Origin of the sequence: Mycobacterium sp. 141, assembly GCF_000382405.1 — a bacterium.
Lineage (GTDB): Bacteria > Actinomycetota > Actinomycetes > Mycobacteriales > Mycobacteriaceae > Mycobacterium.
On sequence record NZ_KB908258.1, the window covers coordinates 174,238 to 196,581 of the forward strand.

Sequence of the window (22,344 nt, forward strand, 5' to 3'; positions counted from 1 at the left end):
ACCGTACCACATGGTAGGTGGCCCTAATTGAGGACTACTACTTTTCGTCGTACTGATCATCGAGCTGCGATTCCTGCCCATCGGGACCGCGACGCAACAGGGGTATCAGAGTGACCACGATCGCGACCAGAATGGCCGCCGCCATCACCGCGCCGGTGTAGCGCGGGTCGACGAAAATCGTGCTGGCCGCACCGAAGGCGACGATCCCCACCCATAGGTAGATAAGTAGCACCACGCGGCGGTGCGAATGGCCGATCTGCAATAACCGGTGATGCAAATGCATCTTGTCCGGACTGAACGGGCTGCGCCCCGCGCGGGTGCGCCGCACGATGGCCAACAACATGTCCAGCGCAGGCACAAACATCACGGCGACAACCAACAGGAACGGCGACAACAGCGCGAACACGTCGCGGGCGCCGTAAGCGTTCTGCGAGATCGGGCCCGCGGCAGTGGTCGCCGCGGCGCCGAGCATCAGACCGATCAGCATCGACCCCGAGTCGCCCATGAAGATTTTGGCGCGGTGGAAGTTGTGCGGCAGAAATCCGAGGCAGGCGCCGGCCAACACCACCGAGATCACCGCGGGCGGGTAGAACAGCACGTCGCCACCGTGGTCGCGCAGCAGCCCGACCGAGAAGACGCAGATGGCCAGCGCCGTGATCAACCCGAGGCCGGCCGCCAGTCCGTCGAGCCCGTCGACGAAGTTCATCGCATTGACGATCGAGACTGTCAACGCGAGCGTGAGCAGGATCGAGGAGACTTGATCGAGCACGATCGTGCCGACTCCCCCGATCGGGATATACAGCACGCTCCACGCCACACCCATGGTGACCAGCACACTCGCCGCGGTGATCTGCCCGGCGAATTTGGTCAGCGCGTCCAGACCCCACCGATCGTCGATCAGTCCGATAGCCATGATCAGGCCGCCGGCCACCACCACGGCCGGCATTCCGGTCGAATAGACGAATCCACGGGTCAATGCCGGAAGTTGGGACGCCAGCAGCACGGCCGCAGCGACACCGACATACATCGCCAGCCCACCCATCCTGGGAGTGGGCTGCACATGCACGTCGCGCTCACGCGGATAGGCGACTGCACCGAGCCGAATAGCCAGCACCCGCACCCAGCCGGTGGCGAAGTAGGTGATGATCGCGGCGGTCAGGCCGACAAGCATCAGCTCACGCAGAGGCACACCCGCCCCCTGGTCGGACAGCGCCAAGACCGCGGCATCGGTGTAGCTGCCGGCCATGATCACCGGTGCACCGTACTGCAGCAAGCTGAGATCACTCCGTGAGCGTTGTGGTCAGAGCTGCGGCTTCCATACCGAGAACCCGGGCGATGTCGTCGGCACTGATCGGCCCCTCGCGCAAGATGCGCGGGCGCTCACCAGTCAGATCGACAATGGTCGACGCCGCCTGCCGTTCAGCGGGACCGCCATCCAGATAAACCTCGACCAGATCGCCGAGCTGCTCGTGCGCCGCAGCGGCGGTCACCGCGGCTGGCCGGCCCGAGACGTTGGCGCTCGACACCGCCATCGGGCCGACCTCACGCAGCAGTTCGATGGCCACCGGGTGCAGCGGCATCCGCAGCATCACGCTGCCGTTGGCGTCGCCGAGGTCCCACTGCAGCGACGGCGCCTGGCGCACCACCAGGCTCAGCGCACCGGGCCAGAACGCCCGGATCAGTTCACGCGCGGTATCGGGAACCGAAAAGACCAGCCCGTCGATCGTGGTCCACGACCCTACGAGGACGCCGACCGGCATATTGCGGCCACGGCCCTTGGCCGCGAGCAGGCTGCCGACCGCGTCACCGTCGAAAGCGTCCGCGCCGATGCCGTAGACGGTGTCCGTCGGCATCACGACCAACCGCCCGCCCTTGATCGCGCTGATCGCCGAGGCGATGCCTTTCGCACGCTGATCGGGGTCGCTGCAGTCGAACATTGCCATGTCAGCTCCTCGCGCAAGCGCTCGTCGGTGTCATCTCGGCTCCATGAACTCAGCTTCTCCCAATGCGGGTCGCCGTGACAAAGCGGGGTCGCCCGGCCAAGTCACGGCGTGGCGTCACGGCGGCGAAACGTCCGTCGTCGATGAACATCCGGGCGGTGCGCCCAGAGGTGGTGTCGTCGTGCTCGACGGCGCAACCGGCGCCGTCACGCAGCCATCGTGCGGCAAGTCCCACGATCGGACCGATCACCTCCATGCCGTCGGCTCCCCCGAACAGTGCGTGCGCCGGATCGTGCTCGGCCACCTCGGGCTCCAGACGAGCCCCCGCCGGAATGTAGGGCGGGTTGGCAACCAGCAGGTCGACGCGGCCGTCGAGCTGAGGCAGCAATCCCGGCGTCGTGACGTCGGCGGCCAGCACCTCGACCGGCGTTCCGGCGGCATTGCGGCGCGTGTAACGCAGAGCCTCAGGCGAGTCGTCGATGGCCAGCACCCGGGCATCTGGCCGGTGCGCCGACAGCGCCAGGGCCAACGCCCCTGAACCCGTGCACAGATCCACGATCACCGGATTTGCCGGAAGCCGTTGCGCATCGATGAATTTCGTGGCCCACTCGAGCAGCGATTCGGTTTCCGGCCGGGGAATGAACACACCCGGGCCTACGGCCAGCGTCAGCGGACCGAACGCGGCGGTGCCTACCAGATGCTGCAGCGGTACCCGTCGTGAGCGTGCCGCGATCAGCTCGTCGAAAGCCCGCCGGAAGTCCGCGCCGGGGTCGTCGATCAGCATCAGGCGCCCGCGGTCCGTGCCCGCGACGTGCGCCGCCAGCAGTTCGGCGTCGGTGCGGGCCGATTCGATGCCGGCCGCGGCCAGCGCATGGGTGGCCGCCTGGAGGACGTACCGCAGGCCGGTCAAGCTTTTCCCGGCAGGCCGGGTCATGCCTGCTGCAGCCTCGACTGCTTGTCGGCGGCGGCCAGCGCGTCGAAGAGCGGATCCAGCTCCCCGTCGAGCACCTGGTCCAGGTTGTGCGCCTTGAAGTTGATCCGGTGATCGGCGATCCGGTTCTCCGGAAAGTTGTAGGTCCGGATGCGCTCGCTGCGGTCTACGGTGCGGATCTGGCTGGCCCGGTCCGCCGAGGCATCGGCGTCGGCCTGTTCCTCGGCCAGCGCTTGCAGCCGCGCGGCCAGCACCTGCATGGCGCGGGCCTTGTTCTGCAGCTGGGAGCGCTCGTTCTGGCAGGTCACCACGATGCCGGTGGGCAGATGCGTGATGCGGACCGCGGAGTCGGTGGTATTAACCCCTTGGCCGCCCTTGCCCGACGAACGATAGACGTCGATGCGCAGGTCCGACTCGTCGATCTGGACCTGCTCGACCTCTTCGGGCTCGGGGTAGACGAGCACGCCCGCAGCCGAGGTATGCACACGGCCCTGCGATTCGGTGACCGGGACACGTTGCACGCGGTGCACGCCGCCCTCGAACTTGAGCCGGGCCCACACGCCGTCAGCCGAATCGCCCTTGCTCCGGATGGACAGCGTGGCGTCCTTATATCCGCCCAGGTCTGAGCTGGTTTCGCCAAGCATCGTGACGGTCCAGCCGTGCCGCTCGGCGTAGCGGATGTACATGCGGGCCAGGTCGGCTGCAAACAGCGCCGATTCCTCGCCGCCCTCCCCTGATTTCACTTCGAGCACGATGTCGTCGGCGTCATGCGGGTCACGCGGCGCCAGCAGATCGGTGAGCTGGGTGTCGAGTTCGGCGACGCGTGCGGTCAGCTCGTCGACCTCAGCGGCGAAGCTGGCGTCGTCGGCCGCGAGTTCACGGGCCGCCTCGAGGTCGCCACGGGCGGCCTCCAGCTTGCGGTACGTGGCCACGACCGGAGAGATCTGCGCGAATCGGCGTCCGACCTTGCGAGCAGCCGACGCGTCCGCATGCAGGTTGGGATCGGCGAGTTGGAGTTCGAGGTCGGCGTGCTCGGCGAGGATCACCTCGATTGCGCCCCCCGGCTGAGCCGGGAATTCAGCAGAAGCTGTGTCCGTCACGTCAACCTCCTCCGATTCTGTCCTGAAACGAGAACGACGCCCGGATCTGACGCATATGCGACAGATCGGGCGTCGTTGACGCAGCTACTTGTCAGCCGCGGCCTTCTCGGCTGCAGCCTTGCGCTTGCCGTAGCGCGCCTCGAAGCGGGCGACGCGGCCGCCGCTGTCGAGGATCTTCTGCTTGCCGGTGTAGAAGGGGTGGCACTGCGAACAGACCTCGACGACGATCTGTCCACTGTTCTTGGTGCTCCGCGTGGTGAAGGTGTTGCCACAACCGCAGTGCACGGTGGTCTCGACATAATCAGGGTGAATGCCCGTTTTCATGGTTCCTCTTCAGTCGTTGGCCCGGGTCGCCCGCGTGTGGACGTGAACCGGGACCGAGGGTCGGCGGTCCATTATGCCAGTTCGGCCGCCAGCAGCCTAAACGTGTGTATACCTGACGGTATTCCTTGCCATCGGTCGAGAAACGCCACTGCCCCGACACGCTCGGCGTGCGGGGCAGTGTGCAGTTCCGGTCAGTCGACGTCCATCGAGCCCGGCGCGGTCTTGGAGACCTGGACCAGGAACTCGTAGTTCGTCTTCGTCTTGCGCAACTGGCTCATCAGCAGGTCAATGGCCTGGTGGCTGTCAAGCCCTGAGAGCACGCGACGCAGCTTGTGCACGATCGCGAACTCGTCCGGGGACAGCAGCAGCTCGTCCTTTCGGGTACCGGACGGGTTGACGTCGACAGCCGGGAACACCCGACGCTCGGCGATCTTGCGGTCCAGCTTGAGCTCGGCGTTACCGGTGCCCTTGAATTCCTCAAAGATCACCGTGTCACCGGTGGAGCCGGTCTCGACCATCGCCGTGGCGATGATGGTCAACGACCCACCGTGCTCGATGTTGCGAGCCGCGCCGAGGAACCGCTTGGGCGGGTACAGCGCGGTGGAATCCACACCACCGGACAGGATGCGGCCCGAGGCCGGCGACGCGTTGTTGTACGCGCGACCGAGCCGGGTGATCGAGTCCAGCAGCACGACGACATCCTTGCCCTGCTCGACCAGCCGCTTGGCCCGCTCGATGGCCAGCTCGGCGGCCTGCGTGTGATCTGACGGCGGTCGATCGAAGGTAGAGGCGATGACCTCGCCCTTCACCGAGCGCTGCATGTCGGTGACCTCCTCCGGGCGCTCGTCGACGAGCACGACCATGAGGTGACATTCCGGGTTGTTGCGGGTGATCGCGTTCGCGATGTCCTGCATGATCGTGGTCTTACCGGCCTTGGGCGGCGACACGATCAGGGCCCGCTGCCCCTTACCGATCGGCATGATCAGGTCGATGACGCGCGTGGTCAGACGCTCAGGCGTGGTCTCCAGGCGCAGCCGCTGGTTCGGGTACAGCGGGGTGAGCTTGCTGAACTCGGGGCGCTTCTTGGCGTCCTCCACCGAACCACCATTGACGGTGTCCAGGCGCACCAACGGATTGAACTTCTGCCGGGAATTCTGGCCGCTGTTCTCGCCCTCGCGGGGCACCCGAACCGCACCCGTCACGGCGTCACCGCGACGCAGCCCGTTCTTGCGGACCATGTTCATCGAGACGTAGACGTCGTTGGGACCGGCCAGGTAACCGGAGGTCCGGACGAACGCGTAGTTGTCGAGGACATCGAGGATGCCCGCGACGGGCTGTACGACGTCGTCCTCGCGCAGTTCGGCCTCGTTACCGCCGCCGCCTTCGCTGCCGCGCTCGCCACGCCGGCGACGGTCGCGGAACCGACGACCACGCCGGCCCTGACGACCGTCACCATCGTCCTCCCCGGCATTGCCGCCGCGGTTCTGCTGGTCACCCTGCTGGTCCGACTGATCGCCGGCCGACTTGGTGTCCGGCTTCTCCGGCGCATCCTGCTTATCGTTTCTGTCCTGCTTGGCCGGTTGGTCCTGCTTGGCAGGTTGCTCGGCAGCGGGCTTGGCGTCCGCCTCGGTGGCCTTCTGGTTCTCGCCGCGCTCGCGCTGGTTCTCACCGCGCTGCCTCGTGGGCTCGTCGGCCGCGGGCGCTCCCGCCTGGCGGGACGCGCCGCGACGCTCCCGGCGCGGCGACGCCTGCTCGACCGGTGCCTCGACGTCGGATTTGGTCTCGGCGGCGGACGTGGTCTCGGCGGGGGCGTTCGCGGCAGCGCCGCGGCCGTTGGCCTCGCCCCGGTGGGCACGGATCGCAGCGATCAACTCGCCCTTACGCAGGCCCGATGCGCCTTCGACTCCGATTTCCTTGGCCAGTGCGCGCAGCTCTGGCAGCACCATCGTCGACAACGAGGCAGGCCGCGGATTTGCGGCGCGCGTGTCGGAGGTGGGAGCGGAGGGCGCAGCAGCCGGTGTTTCGCCCGCATTTGCTGCCGTCACGACGTTCGACAGCTCTCCGGTGTCATTGCTGTTATCAGTCGTGAAGAGGTCCGTATCAGTCACGGATTTCCTTTCTTTCCCTCACTGTTGCGTTACGCGAGGGTTCCCCAAAGGTCGACGCGCATTCAGCTGTACCGCTGAACGCGTAGCTCGCACCGCCTATGTAACGGTGATCGCATGGGTTCGCTGTCGAACGGCGAACCGTTAGCCCAGGTGTAAAACACAAGAAGTTTGGGTGGTCGTCCTAGTGTCTGCGCAGGAAAAGCCGCTGCGATTGCTGGACGACAGCGAGAATAGCCCGCTTTCAGGCGGGAAGCAAGCAACCCTCATGTGGGGCGTGTTGTCATCAGTTGCGGACTGCAACGCCCGACATCCACCGGACTCCGTCGCCCACCGTCATCTCCTGCACCGCGAACCCGTTGGCAGTGCCGTAATGCAACGCCTCCGCGGGTAAACCGGCCCGAAAACTCAGACCGAGCACGGAAGGCCCGGCTCCTGACAGCACTGCTGCCACTTCCCAACGCCGCAGTATCTGCAGATATTCCGCCGAGGCCGGCATCGCCGCCGCACGCTGAGGCTGATGCAGCACATCCTCGGTAGCATCCATCAGCAAATCGGGCCGCTCGGTGAGCGCCACCACGAGCAACGCTGCCCTGCTGATGTTGAAGCGGGCATCGACGTGGCTGACCCGCTCCGGCAGTAAGACTCGAGTCTCGGCGGTCGACGACCGCTGCTGCGGCACCGCCGAGAACAACCGGATGTCGGGATGCAGCCCGATCTGCGCCGCCGCGTATCGCGGGGATTCGCCCACGCCGCCCGAAGTATCCGTCCAGGACACCACCGCGCCACCGAGCACCGCAGCCGCAGCGTTGTCCGGATGGCCCTCGAACTGGCTGGAGAGCTGAATCAGCTGACCCTCGCCCATAGGATTCGAACCCGCCTGTGTCACAAGGCCATTGACTGCGGCCAAACCGCCGACCACCGCGGCAGCAGAGGATCCCAATCCGCGGGAATGCGGAATATCGTTGCGGCAGCGCACAATCAGTCCGGAGGCGGTGTATCCGGTGGCACGCAGACCCGCTTCGATAGCGCGGACCACCAGATGCGTTGCATCCAGCGGCACTTGGCCTGCACCCTGCCCTTCAACCTCCACCTGAAGACCGGATTCTGCTGTCTCGACGACGATCTCGTCATAGAGACTAAGCGCCAGCCCCAGGCTGTCGAAGCCCGGGCCCAGGTTCGCACTCGATGCGGCGACTACGGCGGTGGCGGTGATCCCGACCGGCAGGACTTGACTCACGATGGATCAGACCAGTCCCAGTTCAGCTACGACGGCCATCGGGTCGACCGGCAACGGGGCGACCGGCGGCATGCCACGCAGCGCGGTGTCGGGGTCTTTGAGCCCGTTGCCGGTGACGGTGCACACCACGGTGGAACCACGCTTGATCCAGCCGTCCTCGATCGACTTCAGCAGGCCTGCGATGCTCGCCGCAGACGCCGGCTCCACGAACACGCCCTCGGAACGGGCGACCAGGTGGTAGGCGGCGAGGATCTCCTCGTCGGTGGCGGCCAGAAAACGGCCGTTGGACTGCTGCTGGGCCTCGACGGCCGAGTTCCACGAGGCCGGCGACCCGATCCGGATCGCGGTCGCGATGGTCTCGGGCTCCTTGACGGGCGCGCCCAGCACCAGCGGGGCCGCTCCCGCGGCCTGGGTCCCCAACATGCGGGGCAGCCGGTCCGACAATCCGTCGCGGTGGTACTCGGAGTAGCCCTTCCAGTACGCGGTGATGTTGCCCGCGTTACCGACCGGCAGCGAATGCACATCGGGGGCGGTGCCCAGTGCGTCGACGATCTCGAACGCGGCGGTCTTCTGTCCCTCGATGCGGTACGGGTTGACCGAGTTGACCAGCGCGATGGTCGGGAAGTCGGCGGTCATCTTGCGCGCCAGTTCCAGGCAGTCGTCGAAGTTGCCGTCGATCTGAATGATCTTGGCGCCGTGCATGACCGCCTGAGCGAGCTTGCCCATCGCGATCTTGCCCTGCGGGATGAGCACCGCGCAGGTGATGCCGGCCCGCGCGGCGTAGGCGGCCGCCGACGCCGACGTGTTGCCCGTCGAGGCACACAGCACGGCCTGCTGACCCCGCGCCACCGACTCGGTGACGGCAACGGTCATGCCACGGTCCTTGAACGACCCAGTCGGGTTGAGTCCCTCGACCTTGAGATGCACTGTGCAGCCGGTCTGCTCGGAGATCCGCTTCGCATGGATGAGCGGGGTACCACCCTCCAGCAGGGTGACCGGTGTCCAGTTGTCACCGATCGGCAGCCGGGCGCGGTACGCCTCGATCAGGCCCGGCCACGGCCGGTGCACTGGGGCTACTGCATTCATGCGTCTGTCCCTTCCATGCGGAGCACGCTGTTGATGGTCTGCACTACGTCGAGATCGGCGAGGGCTTCGACAGTCTCGGACAGTGCCGCGTCCGTCGCCTGGTGGGTCACCACGACGATTCGGGCGCCGCACGGCACGCCACCCTCGTCGACCATGCCCTCCTGCCGAACCTCGGCAATGCTGACCTCACGCTTGCTGAACTCGGCTGCGACCGCGGACAATACGCCCGGACGATCGGCGACGTTCATGTTCACGTAGTAGCGGGTCGGGATGAAACCGATGGGCGCGATCTTGAGCTTGGCGTACTTCGACTCGCGCGGCCCGCGACCACCCTGCACGCGGTTGCGCGCGGCCATCACCAGATCGCCCATCACTGCCGACGCGGTCGGAGCGCCGCCGGCTCCCTGGCCGTAGAACATCAGCCGGCCCGCAGCCTCGGCCTCGACCACCACGGCGTTGAACGCACCGTTGACCGCGGCCAGCGGATGCGTCAGCGGAACCAGGGCCGGATACACCCGAGCCGAAACCCGTTGCTTGCCTTCGTCGGTGGAAATCCGCTCGCAGATCGCCAGCAGCTTGATGGTGCAGCCGAGCGCCCGGGCGGATGCGAAGTCCTCGGCGCTGACCTTGGTGATGCCCTCGCGGTAGACGTCGTCGGCGGTCACCCGCGTGTGGAACGCGATGGAGGCGAGGATCGCGGCCTTAGCGGCGGCGTCATAGCCTTCGACGTCTGCGGTGGGATCAGCCTCGGCGTAGCCCAGTGCGCTGGCGTCAGCCAGTGCGCTCGCGTAATCCGCTCCGGTGCTGTCCATCTCGGACAGGATGTAGTTGGTGGTGCCGTTGACGATGCCCGCCACCCGCAGCACGCTGTCCCCGGCCAGCGACTGCGTCAGCGGACGGATCACCGGGATGGCGCCCGCCACCGCCGCCTCGAAATACAGGTCGACACGGGCGTTCTCGGCAGCCTGCGCCAACTCGCCGGTGGACTGTGCCATCAACGCCTTGTTCGCGGTGACCACCGACTTGCCCTGTTCGAGCGCCGACAGGATGGCCTTGCGGGCCGGCTCGACCGGGCCCATCACCTCGACGACGATGTCTACGTCATCGCGCGATACCAACGCGTCGATGTCGTCGGTGAGCAGATCGGCGGATATGCCACGGTCACCGGAGACCCGGCGCACACCGACGCCGCGCAACTCCAGGGGCGCACCGATCCGCGCCTCGAGGTCCGGAGCGCTCTCGTTGATAATGCGCACGACTTCGCTGCCGACGTTGCCCAAACCCAATACCGCTACGCCGATCGACTTCTTGCCGCTCATACGTCGCTGACCTCCAGACTCAACAGATCGGTGACGGTCTCCCGCCGCAACACCAGCCGCGCGCGGCCGTCCTTGACCGCCACCACCGCTGGACGACCGAGCAGGTTGTACCGGCTCGACATCGAATAGCAGTAGGCGCCGGTCGCAGCTACACCAAGCAGATCGCCCGGGGCGATATCGTCGGACACCCAGGTGTCGCGGACGACGATATCTCCTGTCTCGCAGTGCTTTCCGACGATTCGCGCCAGCGCCGCAGGCGCATCGCTGACCCGCGAGACCAGCCGGGCGTCGTACTCCGCGGCGTACAGAGAGGTTCGGATGTTGTCACTCATACCGCCGTCGACGCTGACGTAGCGTCGCTGTGCGGTCGGGCTGATGGCGACATCCTTGACGGTACCGACCTCGTAGAGCGTGACCGTCCCGGGACCGGCAATGGCCCGCCCGGGCTCCACCACCAGTTTGGGCGCAGGCAGGCCGACAGCGGCCGACTCGTTGCGCACGATGGCCTTGAGCTTGTCGGCCAACTCACCCATCGGCGGTGGATCGTCATCGGGCAGGTAGGAAATACCCAGTCCCCCACCGAGATCGACGATCGACATCTGCGCGGTCTTGTCGATTCCGAACTCTGCCACCACATCCCGCAGCAGCCCGATGACCCGGTGCGCGGCCAACTCGAAGCCGTCCACGTCGAAGATCTGCGAGCCGATGTGGCTGTGCAGGCCGACCAGCCGCAGGTTGTCGGTCGCGAACACGCGGCGCACAGCGTCCATCGCGGCGCCGCTGGCCAGCGACAGGCCGAACTTCTGGTCCTCGTGCGCCGTGGAGATGAACTCGTGGGTGTGCGCCTCGACCCCGACGGTCACCCGGACCAGGACATCCTGCACGATGCCCGCCGCTGCGGCGATGGCGTCCAGGCGCTCGATCTCGATCAGCGAATCCACCACCACATGGCCCACTCCGGCGCTCACCGCCGTGGTCAGCTCTTCGACAGATTTGTTGTTGCCGTGCATGGTGATTCGCGGTGCGGGAAAACCGGCGTGCAACGCGACAGCCAGTTCTCCGCCCGTCGCGACGTCCAACGAGAGACCTTCTTCATCGACCCACCGGGCGATCTCGCTGCACAGGAACGCCTTGGCCGCATAGTGCACGTATTCGCCGCCTCCGAATGCCGCGGCAATGTCACGACAGCGCGATCGGAAGTCGTCCTCGTCGATGACGAACAGCGGGGTGCCGAATTGGGCAGCCAGGTCACCGACGCTCACTCCGGCGATGGACACGACACCGTCGGCACGGCGAACGAGATTGCGGGGCCAGACATTCGGGGCGAGCAGCAGAATTTCGTCCGGGGTCTGTGGCCGCGCAGGCGCCCCGGGATGATGCATCTCCTCGGCATGGCGCGGCCCGGCGGGGTGGGCGTTCACATCCGCTCCGGTGCGGTCACGCCGAGGATCGCCAGACCGTTGGCGATCACCTGGCGGGTGGCCTGGCACAACGCCAGCCGCGCGGAGTGCAGCTCACCCGACTCCTCATCACCCTGCGGCAGCACCCGGCAAGCATCGTAGAACCGGTGGTAGTCCCCCGCCAGATCCTCCAGGTACCGGCACACGCGGTGCGGCTCGCGCAGCGCCGCGGCGGTTTTGAGCACGCGCGGGAACTCAGCCAGATTGCGGATCAGCGCGCCCTCCTTGTCGTGGGTCAGCAGATCCAGGTGCGCGGTGTCGGCCGTGACGCCGAGGTCGGCGGCGTTGCGGGCCAGCGCACACAGTCGCGCGTGCGCGTATTGCACGTAGTAGACCGGGTTTTCGTTGGATGCGCTCGACCACAGGGCCAGGTCGATGTCGATCGGGGTGTCGACCGAAGAGCGGATCAGCGAGTAGCGCGCGGCGTCCACGCCAATGGCCTCGACCAGGTCATCGAGCGTGATGACAGTGCCGGCCCGCTTGCTCATCCGCACGGGCTGCCCGTCGCGGACCAGGTTGACCATCTGGCCGATCAGCACCTCGACGGTGTCCGGGTCGTCGCCGAGCGCTGCGGCAGCGGCCTTGAGCCGGGCGATGTAGCCGTGATGGTCGGCGCCGAGCATGTAGATGCACAGATCGAAACCACGCTGGCGCTTGTCCAGGTAGTAGGCCAGATCGCCGGCGATGTAGGCCGGGTTGCCGTCGCTCTTGATGACGACGCGGTCCTTGTCGTCACCGAACTCAGTGGTGCGCAACCAGGTTGCGCCGTCCTTCTCATAGATGTTGCCGGTCTCACGCAGCTTGGCGATGGCCTGCTCGACACGGCCAGAGGTGTGCATCGAGTCTTCGTGCGTGTACACGTCGAAGTCGGTGCCGAACTCGTGCAGCGATTCCTTGATGTGGGTGAACATCAGGTCGACGCCGACCGCGCGGAATGCTTCCTGCTGCTGATCGGCGGGCAGGCTGAGCGCATCGGGGCGCTTGGCAAGCACGGCCGCCGCGATGTCGTTGATGTAGGTGCCCGCGTAGCCGTCCTCCGGCGTCGGCTCGCCCGTGGCCGCGGCGACCAGCGAACGCGCGAACCGGTCGATCTGTGCCCCGTGGTCGTTGAAGTAGTACTCGCGGGTGACGTCGGCGCCCTGCGTCGACAGCAGCCGACCCAGCGCGTCACCGACGGCGGCCCAGCGCGTGCCACCGATGTGAATCGGCCCCGTCGGGTTGGCCGAGACGAATTCGAGGTTGATCTTCTGTGCGAGCTCGCTGGAGTTGCCGTAACCACCGGCCGCGGTCAGCACGTCGGTGATGATGACGCCCTGCGCGGACGCCTCGATCCGCAGGTTGACGAATCCCGGGCCGGCAACCTCGGCTGCGGCGATACCGTCGGTGCTGCTCAGCGCAGTCGCCAGCCAACCGGCCAACTCCCGCGGATTGACACCGACCTTCTTACCCAACTGCAACGCGATGTTGGTGGCGTAGTCGCCGTGCTCAGGGTTGCGCGGGCGCTCGACCGTGACGGTGGCCGGCAGCGCGGCGGTGTCCAGGTCATGGTCGATCAACACTGCCGTGGCGGTGGCCTTGAGCAGCTCGGCAAGGTCGGCGGGGGTCACGGGGGTCCATCCTATGGGCTGGGCACTCGCGCCCCGAATCCGTGTTCGGCTTCTCATGCGCTACGCTAGCGGAGCCCAATGGCGCAGCTGTGCTCAGCACCGCGCCCCCGTAGCTCAGGGGATAGAGCGTCTGCCTCCGGAGCAGAAGGCCGCAGGTTCGAATCCTGCCGGGGGCACCACGTTTGACCTGCATTGCAACGCGGGTCGGCCGACAATCAGTGCGGTACCGCGAATCCTTCCGGCGTCGTGAAGGTAAATGGCGGCGTAGCCACCGACGTCTCCGGCGCTGCTCCGGCCGTCGTTTGCGTAACGGTCTCGCCGGTCGTCATCCCGGGCTCAGACCATATCTGTATACCGGCGGGCGCCTGGCTCGCCAGCACACCGACAGTGCCCATGGCGGCTGCGGCCGCCAGCCCGATACCGGCCGAAACCGTCCTGAGCCGTTTGCGATTCTTCTTCAATTCCACCTCGGACCACCCCACTCGGTCGCGGGTCAACCCGCCCCGGATTGAGCGGGCCCTACCGTTTGCAAGCAACGGTTCACAGCAGTTATTCCGGGATTCCCCAAATTTTTCGATCCGAAACCACAGCCTGCTGGCGCGAAATACTCAGCAAGAGGCCAATTTTCGCATGTCAGACGGTGTTTTGGCAGTCGGGGCCCCACTATCCGAGTGCGTCGATTCTCCGCTCGATGGCGGCCAGGGTGTGCTCAGCCCAACGAATGTTCTCCTGCTCGAAGGAGATTCCGCGCAGCAAGGTCAGATACGGGCCCACCCGCGGGACCTCATTCAAGAACTGCTCCTCGGTGCGCCCGTCGAGCACAACACTGCGGCTGCGTTCATAGCGGGCGAGTTTCGCCGTCGCGCGTTGCACGAGTTCGGCTACCCACGCCCGGACCGCGACCGCGTCCCCGGCGTCCATGGCCGCCACCTTGACCAACAGTTCATCGCGGATCATCGAGGGCTTGGGCGGTGTGGCGGTGAACTGGCGCAGCGCGGCACGGCCGGCCTCGGTCAGCGAGTACATCCGTTTGTTGGGCCGCCGGTCCTGGTGGATCACCCGGGCCTGGATCAATCCGTCCTCGGCCAATCGGTCTAGCTCGCGGTAGAGCTGCTGGGGCGTAGCCATCCAGAAATTGGCCACCGAGGCGTCGAACCCTTTGGCCAGGTCATACCCCGACGATTCGCCGTCGAGCAGGGCGGCGAGCACCGCGTCACGAAGTGCCACGCCCAAATCGTACAACTCAAGTACTCATAAAATTGATTAATCACATTATGGACAACCGGGGCTGACGCCGATACCGTTGCCATCAATACCCAACAAATTGACTATGCGAGGTGTGGGATGCATCCCTTCCGACAGGCCGTCGAAGCCCGCGACGAAGACGCCATGGCGGCGCTCCTGGCTGAAGACGTGGTGTTCACCAGCCCCGTGGCCTTCAAGCCGTACCCCGGCAAACCGATCACGGCCGCGATCCTGCGCGGGGTCATGCGGGTGTTCGAGGATTTTCACTACCTCCGCGAGATCGCCGATGCGGGTGGCCACGATCACGCCCTGGTGTTCGAGGCTGCCGTGGCCGGCAAGAAGATCACCGGGTGCGATTTCCTGCACCTGAACGCCGATGGCCTGATCGACGACTTCATGGTTATGGTGCGGCCGCTTTCGGGGGCTGCAGCGCTGTCCGAGGCGATGGCCGCACAATTCGGCCGTATCCAAGCCGAGGCGCTCGACGAAATCAACGCGCAGCAGGCGTAGGCGCGACGAGGCAAAGGACACGATCATGCGCATCGGTTTGGGCATCAACTATGCCGGCGGATTCAAGGAAGTCGCGGCCGAGGTTGCCGCCCTCGAACGGGCCGGCATCGACATCGTCTTTGTGCCCGAGGCATATTCGTTCGACGCAGTGAGCGCGCTGGGCTACCTGGCCGCCTGCACCGACCGCGTTCAGCTGGCTTCGGGCATTCTGCAGATCTACACCCGTACCCCGACCCTGACCGCGATGACCGCCGCTGGACTCGACTATGTATCCGACGGCCGGTTCATCCTGGGCCTCGGCGCGTCGGGACCACAGGTCATCGAAGGCTTCCACGGCGTGCCCTACGACGCCCCGATCGCGCGGACTCGCGAGATCGTCGAGATCTGCCGACGGGTGTGGCGTCGCGAAGTCCTCGAATTCTCCGGGGACCACTACACCATTCCGCTGCCGGCCGGTCAGGGTACCGGCCTCGGCAAAGCTCTCAAACTCATCAATCACCCGGTCCGCGAACGTATCCCGATCCTGCTCGCCGCACTCGGTCCCAAGAACGTCGAACTGGCCGCCGAAACCGCCGAGGGATGGCAGCCGATCTTCTATCTGCCCGAGAAGGCCGGTGACGTCTGGGGGGACGCGCTGGCGGCGGGTAAGGCCAAGCGTGATCCGAAGTTGGGGCCGCTCGACGTCTACGCCGGCCCCGCGCTCGCCATCGGCGATGACGTCGAGCCACTGCGCGAGTTCGTCAAACCCCATGTGGCGCTGTACATCGGTGGCATGGGCGCCAAGGAGAAGAACTTCTACCATCGCCTGGCGACTCGCTACGGCTACGGCGCACAAGCCGACCGGATCCAGGAGCTCTACCTGGCCGGCGACAAGGAAGCCGCGGCCAAAGCTGTTCCCGACGAACTCATTCGGGATATCTCGCTGATCGGCCCCGCCGGGTTCGTCAAGGAACGGGTCGAGGCCTTCCGCGAATCGGGAGTTACCGTCCTCAACGTCGTCCCGATCGCCGCGACGACGGCGGATCGGGTGCGGCTCATCGAACAACTGCGCAACCTCACAAACGAGTAGTCCACTACTCAAGGCACAGCGTCGATGGCGGCCTAGCGTTTCGCACATGCCTTCCGAACAGCACGTGATCGATCAGGTGATCGCGACCTACGGCCCCATCATCGATCTCACCGAGCGGCCCCGGGCACTCATCGAGGCTGGGACCTCGCGGCGACCGCGATGCCCCGGCAGCTGGCCGAGCAGGGTGTCCGTAAGCCGTTGCTGACGGCCTATCTACCGGCCTACGATCCTCGACGCGAACCGGGTGCCAGGCGCAAACGGCCGTATCGGATCATCCCCTACGGCAGGGACCACGGCATTCTCACCAAGCTGGCCAGCACCCCCATACCGTGGTGGACCAGCCTGACCGAGCCCGTGGCGGCTGACTTCGTGTCGCTGCACTTCATCTTCACCGCAGGCGAATTCAACCGCGATATCCGTTTCAGCCCACGCATCTACTTCTTCGGAGACGAAGTGGTCACCAGCGTCCGAGCCTTCACCCACGGATACGACCTGTATCACCCGCACCGGATCCTGGGGTGGCATTGCTTCGACCGCGCCGGGCGGGTCCCGCATTGGAATGACCACCCCGACTGGCACCACCAACACGAGCGGTCACTGTCGGTGATGCGGCGGTTCTTCGCCGGCGACTACATCGACGACGTGCTCGTCCTCGGCACCGAGCGCACCGTGGCAGAATTCGAAAACCACACTCTGACACCGCTGGTCGCGGCCGGGTGACGACGCTGGCGGAGCGTCTGGACCGCGACCGCATCGCGTGGGACGACCATTTCCTCACCCCGCAGCAGTGTGCGGCGTTCGTCGAAGGACTGGAATTTGCGTTGTGGCGTCGCAGTTCGGTGGTGTCACGGTCACCGACCGGGCACCTGAAATCCTTCGAATCCCCGCGCCGGACCAGCCAATCCACCACGCAATACTGGTTTCCCGACGACCTGCAGGCACGGCTGCTCGACCTCGAGTCGGCGGTCTGCACCGCGATCGGCGTCGACCCGACGCGCCTCGAATACTGGCAGGCGCTGCGTTACGGCTACCGCACAGGATTCAAACGCCACCATGACGCGGGGTTGTTCGCCGGGGAGCCGGGCGGTGAACGCTCGACAACTGTGCTGCTGTACCTGCACTCCCCTGACGAGGGTGGAAGCACCTGGTTTCCCAACCGTCATCTCAGCGTCGCCGCGCGCGCCGGGCGGCTGCTGGTCTGGAAGAACCTGACGCCGGACGGATCCCCCGATCCGGCAATGGACCACGTCGCGCGGCCGGTGCGTAAGGGCCGCAAGATCGCGCTGACAACCTGGGCCAGGGTGCACCACGGGGCACGATCCCAGCCTCGTCTCTGACCCGCGTCAATAACCCTGCACTCGCAAGTCATCACACCTACGATGCGATCACAGTTAATGAGGCGAACCGAGGAGTGCGATCGTCATGAACCAGCCGCCGGTCGCCACGTCGCCTGACACCGGCAGCACCGCGCTGTCCCAGCGCCAGATCGTGTTCATGGTTGCGGCGCTCGTCGCGTCCGTGATCTCGTTCCAACTCAACGCCACCATGGTGGCTCCGGCCTACCACGCCATCACCACCGAGCTGGGCCCCAATGCCTTCGTGGCGATGTCGACGTATTTCTATCTGGCCGGCGCCATCGCCAACGTGGTGCTGATCCGGTGGAGTGACTACGTCGGCCGCAAACGCGTTTTGTTGGCCATCATGATCGTGCTGTGCATCGGCACGGTGCTGTGCATCTTCTCCACGTCACTGCCGCTGTTCGTCCTCGGCCGCGCGCTGCAGGGCGGGTCCAATATCACCTTCGGCCTGGCGTTCCTCATCATGCGCGAACGGCTCAGCGGTCCGATGTTCGGCGTGTGCTGCGGTGTGATCTCGTCGATCAACGGTGGCGTGGCCGGTGGCGACGCACTGCTCGGCGGGCTGATGGTCGACCACCTCGGCTTCCGGTCGATCTTCGTGCTGATCCTGGTAGTTGGGCTGCTGGGACTCGGATTCGCCTGGAAGTCAGTGCCTTCCGACGAGCCCGTCAGTCGTTCATCGGGTCGAATGGACTGGATCGGTGCGGTGCTGATCTCGATGACGGTGGGCGGCATCAACCTGTTCTTCGGCGCCGGCGGGCACGAGGGCTGGACGTCGCGGCCCGCGCTCATCTGGATCACCGTCGCCGTGCTCGCGCTCGTCGCGCTCATCGTCGTGGACAGCCGAACGGCGCATCCACTGATGGCCATCAAGCACATGCGCTCACGCGAGGCGTGGCCGCTGATCATCGTGACGATCCTGGTGATGGGTTCGTTCATGGTGGTCACGGGTTTCCTGATACCTGCCCTGGCCGAGGACACCGACTCCGGTTTCGGCCACAACGCCACCATGACGGCGCTGTTGTTCCTCACCCCGGCCTCGATCGTGCAGGTGATCGCAGGTCCGTTCGTCGGCAGACTCGCGGTACGCATCGGCTTCGTCACCGTGCTGCGTGCGGGAATCGTTTCCTCCGTTGCGGTTACGGCATTGCTGGCGATGTTCGCCAAACAAGAACATCTGATCATCGGGCTGATGGTGCTCTACGGGCTGGCCTTCAACGCCGTGTTGTTGACGGCCATGAGCTCACTGGGCGTCCTGCAGGCCTCCGACGAGGAACCGGGTGCACTACCGGGTATCGCCAACGCCAGCTACGGTATCGGCGCATCACTCGGATTCGCCTGGGCCGGTCCCATTGTCGGGAGCGGCACCGATACGACGTTCCAGCACGCCTTCTGGACCTGCATGGCCATCGGGTTGGCTGCCCTGGTCTTCAGCATCATCCTCAAGCCCAAACCGGGCCCGTTGGTGGCCACGGCCGGGCTATCGCATTAGCGCTCAGGCCCGTTGGATTGCCCGTTGTGGCACCGAGATTCACACCAGGGACACCTTGAGCCGTATTTTTGTCCCTGGTGTGAATCTCGGTGAACAGCAGCCGATGCCTCAGGAGAGGGCGGGCGGGCGCCAGGCCAGATACCGCATACCCTGCACCATTGCCAACCCTGTCAGCCCAGGGGTTAACTCGATCTAATGGCCATCACTTTCAACCACACCATCGTCGCCTCGAGGGACCGGCAGCAGTCAGCGGACTTCTTCACCGATCTGTTCGGTCTCCCCAGCGCCGAAGAGTTCGGCCCCTTCCTCGCGGTGACGCTCAATCACGGTGTCAGCTTGGACTACGCCCAGGCGGGCCCCGATGAGACCATCCGGCCCCAGCACTACGCGTTCCTGGTGTCCGAGGACGAGTTCGACGCGATCTACGGTCGCATCCGCGACCGCGGACTGCAGTACTGGGCGGACCCGCGGGCTGCCCGGCCGGGCGAGATCAACCACAACGACGGCGGCCGCGGCGTGTACTTCGAGGATCCGTCCGGGCATCGCCTGGAGATCATCACCCGGCCGTACGGCGGCTGATACAGATCGACTGCGAAGACCCGTGACCGCAACCTCGCACACACAATGGGATCGGAAGCGTCGGCATGACAACCACTCACCGCGGCATTGCGCCCCGGCGAATTTTCCAGCGGCTCTTCGCGTAGAGGACAGGTCCGTATAGCAGTCCCAAATTCTCGCGACGCGCTAATCCTTTCGGAATACCGTCGTAGCGGTGCCGATTGCGTGCGGAAGTCGGGCTGAATCCATACTTCAGTCCACCAGGCAATCTGCGTAAGAGTTCTAACCACACCTTGGGCTCGTGCACCAGAACGCTCGCCACGAAAGCTCCGAAGCCGACGCCGTAGGAGACGGCTTGATTCGGTACCGCCGCCATGTCTCGATGGTGTCGATGCCACACGATCGCTGCGGGTTGATACGCCAGCTGATGCTTCAAGACAACGCGGAAAAACGCCAAGAGGTCATCGCCGCTACGGGTTACGGTTCCCGTGCCGAGGGCAGGGTCGAATCCGCCGATTCCGCGAAGGGTCTTCGTGTCGAACGCCATGTTCGCCCCCGACCCAAGTCGTCCCGTAGTGAATGGGAAAAGCGGATCATCCGGCCGATTCCGGCCCATGTCGAACAGCCGCAGCTCAAATCCCTTGTCGTAGCTGCCGTGCCGCTGAAGCAAGAGTTGAGCAGGTGTAGCCAGCTCTGCGGTCAGGATCAGTCCTGTGACACAGCGGACGTCGGTGCCCGCCGCGAACCCTTCGGCGATGCTGGTGAGCCAATACCGGTCGACAATGCAATCGTCGTCGACAAAAGCCACAATTTCTGTGTTGACCTCCGCCAAGCCCCGATTGTGCGCAGATGACAGACCCCGCCTCTTCTCACAGACGTATCGAACCTCGGGGAAACTGTTTGTGACGAGGGTCTCGGTATCGGTCGTCACCGGATCATTGTCCACGACCACGATCTCGTAATGTGGGTATTCGACCTGCCGCAATGCCTCAAGGCAGACCCGTAGATTGTCACATCGCTCCCGGGTTGCGATGACAACGGTAATTCTCGGCGGGTCGGCCAATACCACCGCGCGTCGCTGCATCCATTTCGGTGCATCTTGCGGGGTCCCGTTGATCGCATCAATGTCATCCACAGGCGGCAGACCATTGGTCTCCAGATGAGAATTGATGCGCTGCTGCATGGCCGCCCACACGACCGATGAATGCGTCTGCCAAGCAAGACCTTTGGTGCCATCCAGAACGACCACCCCAAGAGGTTGGGTGTATAAGCGCACCAACGTAATAATTTTCGTCGTCTGCTCTTCAGGACTGACAGGCTTGAGCATGCTCGGTGGAGCGCTCAACTCGATCTCTGCACGGGAGACGGGGAGGTCGTCCATTGTGATCAGGTCTTCTGCCCGAAGTTCCGACGGCAGTTGATCCAAGCTCTGACTGGCAGAATTCACGGACGGCACTCTCCTCATCGTGAATCGTCCCGAGTTTCATGGACCCTTGGGGTTCCGTGATTCGGCCGGTTGGCCGGTCATGCGAGGAGAATAGTAGCTGGCTTCGGCTTCGAGTGGTGGTCCTCAACCCGGGCGGTACGTCAAGGCGGTGATGCACTCGACGTCGCCCAGAGCGCTCGGCGTACGGCAACGAAACGGCAAGTCCGTCCGGGTGTACTCGTCTTGTACAAGCCGATCGTGGTCTTCGCCAACGCGGCGTCGTAGGCGTCTACGACACTGCTGACTGATGGCCGAAACATTGCCGGAATCAGCATTTCACTGAATATCACGCTCGTGTATTACGATCCGACGTAGCTATTATCGATGACTTCTTCGGCGGCCTTTCCGGGCCCGCAATTCGGCAGCCTTACGGAATCGACATAGATAAAGATTCCAGTCGCCAATTTCATACAAATATCCCACCCCAATGAGGTGTTAGGCCGCGGCGAGTTCTGACGATGTCGTGTACCGCGGGATAATGGCGCTCGCCCAGGCAGCGCGTCGGCCGGCTGTCAGTGCGGTACCGCAAAACCCTCCGGCGTGGTGAATGTGGCCTGGACAGAGGTGTGGCCACCAAGGTCTCCGGTGCGTTCTGTGCCGTCGTCCGGGACACCGTCTCACCGGTGGACATCACGGCCCCCACTCGCCGACACCCCGACAGCCGCCACAGCGGCTGCTCCAGCCCGCCCTTTGCAACCACTCGGTATTAAATGATTCTGGCTTTCAATCAAAAGTTCCCTGCGAATACTCCGCGGGCACCCAACATTTTCACAGCAAAGCTACAGTAAGGTCACATGAAACGGTCGGCTAACCGTGTCCCCGCTGCGCTTCCTGGCTGATATAAGCGCCGGCCAACTTCACGACGTGGGCGGGTAATCTGCCGCTGGCCACATCGGCCAAGGTGGTCTCCTCCAACACCGACCGCATGCTCGCACGCAGCGCGCGCCACACATCGGTGAGCGCAGCGGTCGGACCGGAGTAGGGCAAATCACCCAGGCCGATGTCGCGGACGCTGGCCAGCGGGCCGTCGATGCAGCGCAGCACGTCGGCGATGCTGATCGCGTCGGCCGGGCGGGCTAGCTCGTAGCCACCGTCGCGGCCGCGGTGGCTACGGACCAGGCGGTCGGTGCGTAGGTCGGAGAGGATGTCGACAAGGAACTGCGCCGGAATACCCTGCGCCTTTGCCAAATCGTCGGTTTTGAGCAGCTTCCCCTCGGCGAGGGTGGACAGTTCGACCATGGCACGGACGGCGTACTCTGCCTTCGCCGACATCCGCATGATGTGGATTCTGCCAGCGCTACCGCGGGGCCGTGTTACGCAGGTTGCGGATCACTCTATCTTCGGGTGCCACCGCACCTGCTCCCGTATGTGCTCGATGTCCGCGCAGCAATAGGGGCCACGGTCGGTGCGCGGTAGTCCTCGGTCAAGCCGTTGCCGTCGACCCCTGTCGAAAAGGCGAGTGTCAAGATTCGGTCAGGTGCACCCGTCGACGGTATCTGGACGGGACACGTACC

General features: G+C 65.1%; 20 protein-coding genes, 1 tRNA gene and 1 pseudogene. 7 read left to right on the forward strand and 15 right to left on the reverse strand.

What is annotated here, in order from left to right; translation table 11 throughout:
• Positions 1 to 37 precede the first annotated feature (37 nt).
• The 11 genes from rfe to argS all read right to left on the reverse strand — a co-directional run bounded on the left by rfe (position 38) and on the right by argS (position 13,112).
• Positions 38 to 1,246 carry a UDP-N-acetylglucosamine--decaprenyl-phosphate N-acetylglucosaminephosphotransferase gene (gene rfe, locus H276_RS0108065; RefSeq protein ID WP_196807873.1) on the reverse strand — a complete coding sequence of 403 codons (1,209 nt, stop codon included), beginning with the start codon at positions 1,244 to 1,246 and terminating at the stop codon, positions 38 to 40.
• A 34-nt stretch (positions 1,247 to 1,280) separates the two neighbouring features.
• Positions 1,281 to 1,943 carry an L-threonylcarbamoyladenylate synthase gene (locus H276_RS0108070; protein ID WP_026356713.1) on the reverse strand — a complete coding sequence of 221 codons (663 nt, stop codon included), beginning with the start codon at positions 1,941 to 1,943 and terminating at the stop codon, positions 1,281 to 1,283.
• Positions 1,944 to 1,992: 49 nt separating this feature from the next.
• Positions 1,993 to 2,850, reverse strand: coding sequence for a peptide chain release factor N(5)-glutamine methyltransferase (prmC, locus tag H276_RS0108075; RefSeq protein WP_026356714.1), 858 nt, complete (start codon positions 2,848 to 2,850; stop codon positions 1,993 to 1,995).
• Positions 2,851 to 2,870: 20 nt separating this feature from the next.
• Positions 2,871 to 3,971, reverse strand: coding sequence for a peptide chain release factor 1 (prfA, locus tag H276_RS0108080; protein WP_019970792.1), 1,101 nt, complete (start codon positions 3,969 to 3,971; stop codon positions 2,871 to 2,873).
• An 84-nt stretch (positions 3,972 to 4,055) separates the two neighbouring features.
• Positions 4,056 to 4,295, reverse strand: coding sequence for a 50S ribosomal protein L31 (gene rpmE, locus H276_RS0108085; protein ID WP_019970793.1), 240 nt, complete (start codon positions 4,293 to 4,295; stop codon positions 4,056 to 4,058).
• Positions 4,296 to 4,486: 191 nt separating this feature from the next.
• Positions 4,487 to 6,403 (reverse strand): transcription termination factor Rho, encoded by a 1,917-nt coding sequence (gene rho / locus H276_RS0108090; protein WP_026356716.1) that lies wholly within the window; start codon positions 6,401 to 6,403, stop codon positions 4,487 to 4,489.
• A 283-nt stretch (positions 6,404 to 6,686) separates the two neighbouring features.
• On the reverse strand, positions 6,687 to 7,640 hold the full coding sequence (gene thrB / locus H276_RS0108095) for a homoserine kinase (protein WP_019970795.1): 954 nt from the start codon (positions 7,638 to 7,640) through the stop codon (positions 6,687 to 6,689).
• Positions 7,641 to 7,646: 6 nt separating this feature from the next.
• Positions 7,647 to 8,726: a threonine synthase gene (thrC, locus tag H276_RS0108100; protein WP_026356717.1), complete on the reverse strand. Its 1,080-nt coding sequence runs from the start codon at positions 8,724 to 8,726 to the stop codon at positions 7,647 to 7,649.
• The gene (locus H276_RS0108105) at positions 8,723 to 10,045 is read right to left on the reverse strand and encodes a homoserine dehydrogenase (protein ID WP_019970797.1); all 1,323 of its coding nucleotides are present in this window, start codon (positions 10,043 to 10,045) and stop codon (positions 8,723 to 8,725) included. Before H276_RS0108105 ends, thrC begins: the two co-directional genes overlap by 4 nt.
• The gene (gene lysA / locus H276_RS0108110; RefSeq protein ID WP_196807874.1) at positions 10,042 to 11,427 is read right to left on the reverse strand and encodes a diaminopimelate decarboxylase; all 1,386 of its coding nucleotides are present in this window, start codon (positions 11,425 to 11,427) and stop codon (positions 10,042 to 10,044) included. Before lysA ends, H276_RS0108105 begins: the two co-directional genes overlap by 4 nt.
• 35 nt (positions 11,428 to 11,462) lie before the next feature.
• Positions 11,463 to 13,112 carry an arginine--tRNA ligase gene (argS, locus tag H276_RS0108115; RefSeq protein WP_019970799.1) on the reverse strand — a complete coding sequence of 550 codons (1,650 nt, stop codon included), beginning with the start codon at positions 13,110 to 13,112 and terminating at the stop codon, positions 11,463 to 11,465.
• Positions 13,113 to 13,215: 103 nt separating this feature from the next.
• Here argS and H276_RS0108120 point away from each other — a divergent pair.
• Positions 13,216 to 13,291 (forward strand) — tRNA-Arg (locus H276_RS0108120).
• Between the two features lie 36 nt (positions 13,292 to 13,327).
• Here H276_RS0108120 and H276_RS0108125 read toward each other — a convergent pair.
• Positions 13,328 to 13,579 (reverse strand): hypothetical protein, encoded by a 252-nt coding sequence (locus tag H276_RS0108125; RefSeq protein ID WP_155943000.1) that lies wholly within the window; start codon positions 13,577 to 13,579, stop codon positions 13,328 to 13,330.
• 196 nt (positions 13,580 to 13,775) lie between these two features.
• Positions 13,776 to 14,339, reverse strand: coding sequence for a PadR family transcriptional regulator (locus tag H276_RS0108130; protein ID WP_019970801.1), 564 nt, complete (start codon positions 14,337 to 14,339; stop codon positions 13,776 to 13,778).
• A gap of 117 nt (positions 14,340 to 14,456) precedes the next feature.
• Here H276_RS0108130 and H276_RS0108135 point away from each other — a divergent pair, with 117 nt between their 5' ends.
• From H276_RS0108135 to H276_RS0108160, 6 genes and pseudogenes are all read left to right on the forward strand, one after another.
• A complete protein-coding gene (locus H276_RS0108135) occupies positions 14,457 to 14,867 on the forward strand; it encodes a nuclear transport factor 2 family protein (RefSeq protein ID WP_019970802.1) in 411 nt (136 codons plus the stop codon).
• A gap of 25 nt (positions 14,868 to 14,892) precedes the next feature.
• Positions 14,893 to 15,936 (forward strand): LLM class F420-dependent oxidoreductase, encoded by a 1,044-nt coding sequence (locus tag H276_RS0108140; RefSeq protein WP_019970803.1) that lies wholly within the window; start codon positions 14,893 to 14,895, stop codon positions 15,934 to 15,936.
• 144 nt (positions 15,937 to 16,080) lie between these two features.
• Positions 16,081 to 16,656 (forward strand): annotated as a pseudogene (locus tag H276_RS22725) (GlcNAc-transferase family protein); the annotation flags it as partial.
• Positions 16,653 to 17,273 carry a 2OG-Fe(II) oxygenase gene (locus tag H276_RS23615; protein ID WP_019970805.1) on the forward strand — a complete coding sequence of 207 codons (621 nt, stop codon included), beginning with the start codon at positions 16,653 to 16,655 and terminating at the stop codon, positions 17,271 to 17,273. The pseudogene H276_RS22725 and the gene H276_RS23615, both read left to right, overlap by 4 nt.
• Positions 17,274 to 17,358: 85 nt before the next feature.
• The gene (locus H276_RS0108155; RefSeq protein ID WP_019970806.1) at positions 17,359 to 18,786 is read left to right on the forward strand and encodes an MFS transporter; all 1,428 of its coding nucleotides are present in this window, start codon (positions 17,359 to 17,361) and stop codon (positions 18,784 to 18,786) included.
• A gap of 195 nt (positions 18,787 to 18,981) precedes the next feature.
• Positions 18,982 to 19,365 (forward strand): VOC family protein, encoded by a 384-nt coding sequence (locus tag H276_RS0108160; RefSeq protein ID WP_019970807.1) that lies wholly within the window; start codon positions 18,982 to 18,984, stop codon positions 19,363 to 19,365.
• 76 nt (positions 19,366 to 19,441) lie between these two features.
• On the opposite strand, the gene H276_RS22735 is transcribed toward H276_RS0108160, so the two are convergent.
• Positions 19,442 to 20,791, reverse strand: coding sequence for a glycosyltransferase family 2 protein (locus H276_RS22735; RefSeq protein ID WP_196807864.1), 1,350 nt, complete (start codon positions 20,789 to 20,791; stop codon positions 19,442 to 19,444).
• Between the two features lie 846 nt (positions 20,792 to 21,637).
• Positions 21,638 to 22,108 (reverse strand): RrF2 family transcriptional regulator, encoded by a 471-nt coding sequence (locus tag H276_RS0108170; RefSeq protein ID WP_019970809.1) that lies wholly within the window; start codon positions 22,106 to 22,108, stop codon positions 21,638 to 21,640.
• Positions 22,109 to 22,344: the final 236 nt, after the last annotated feature.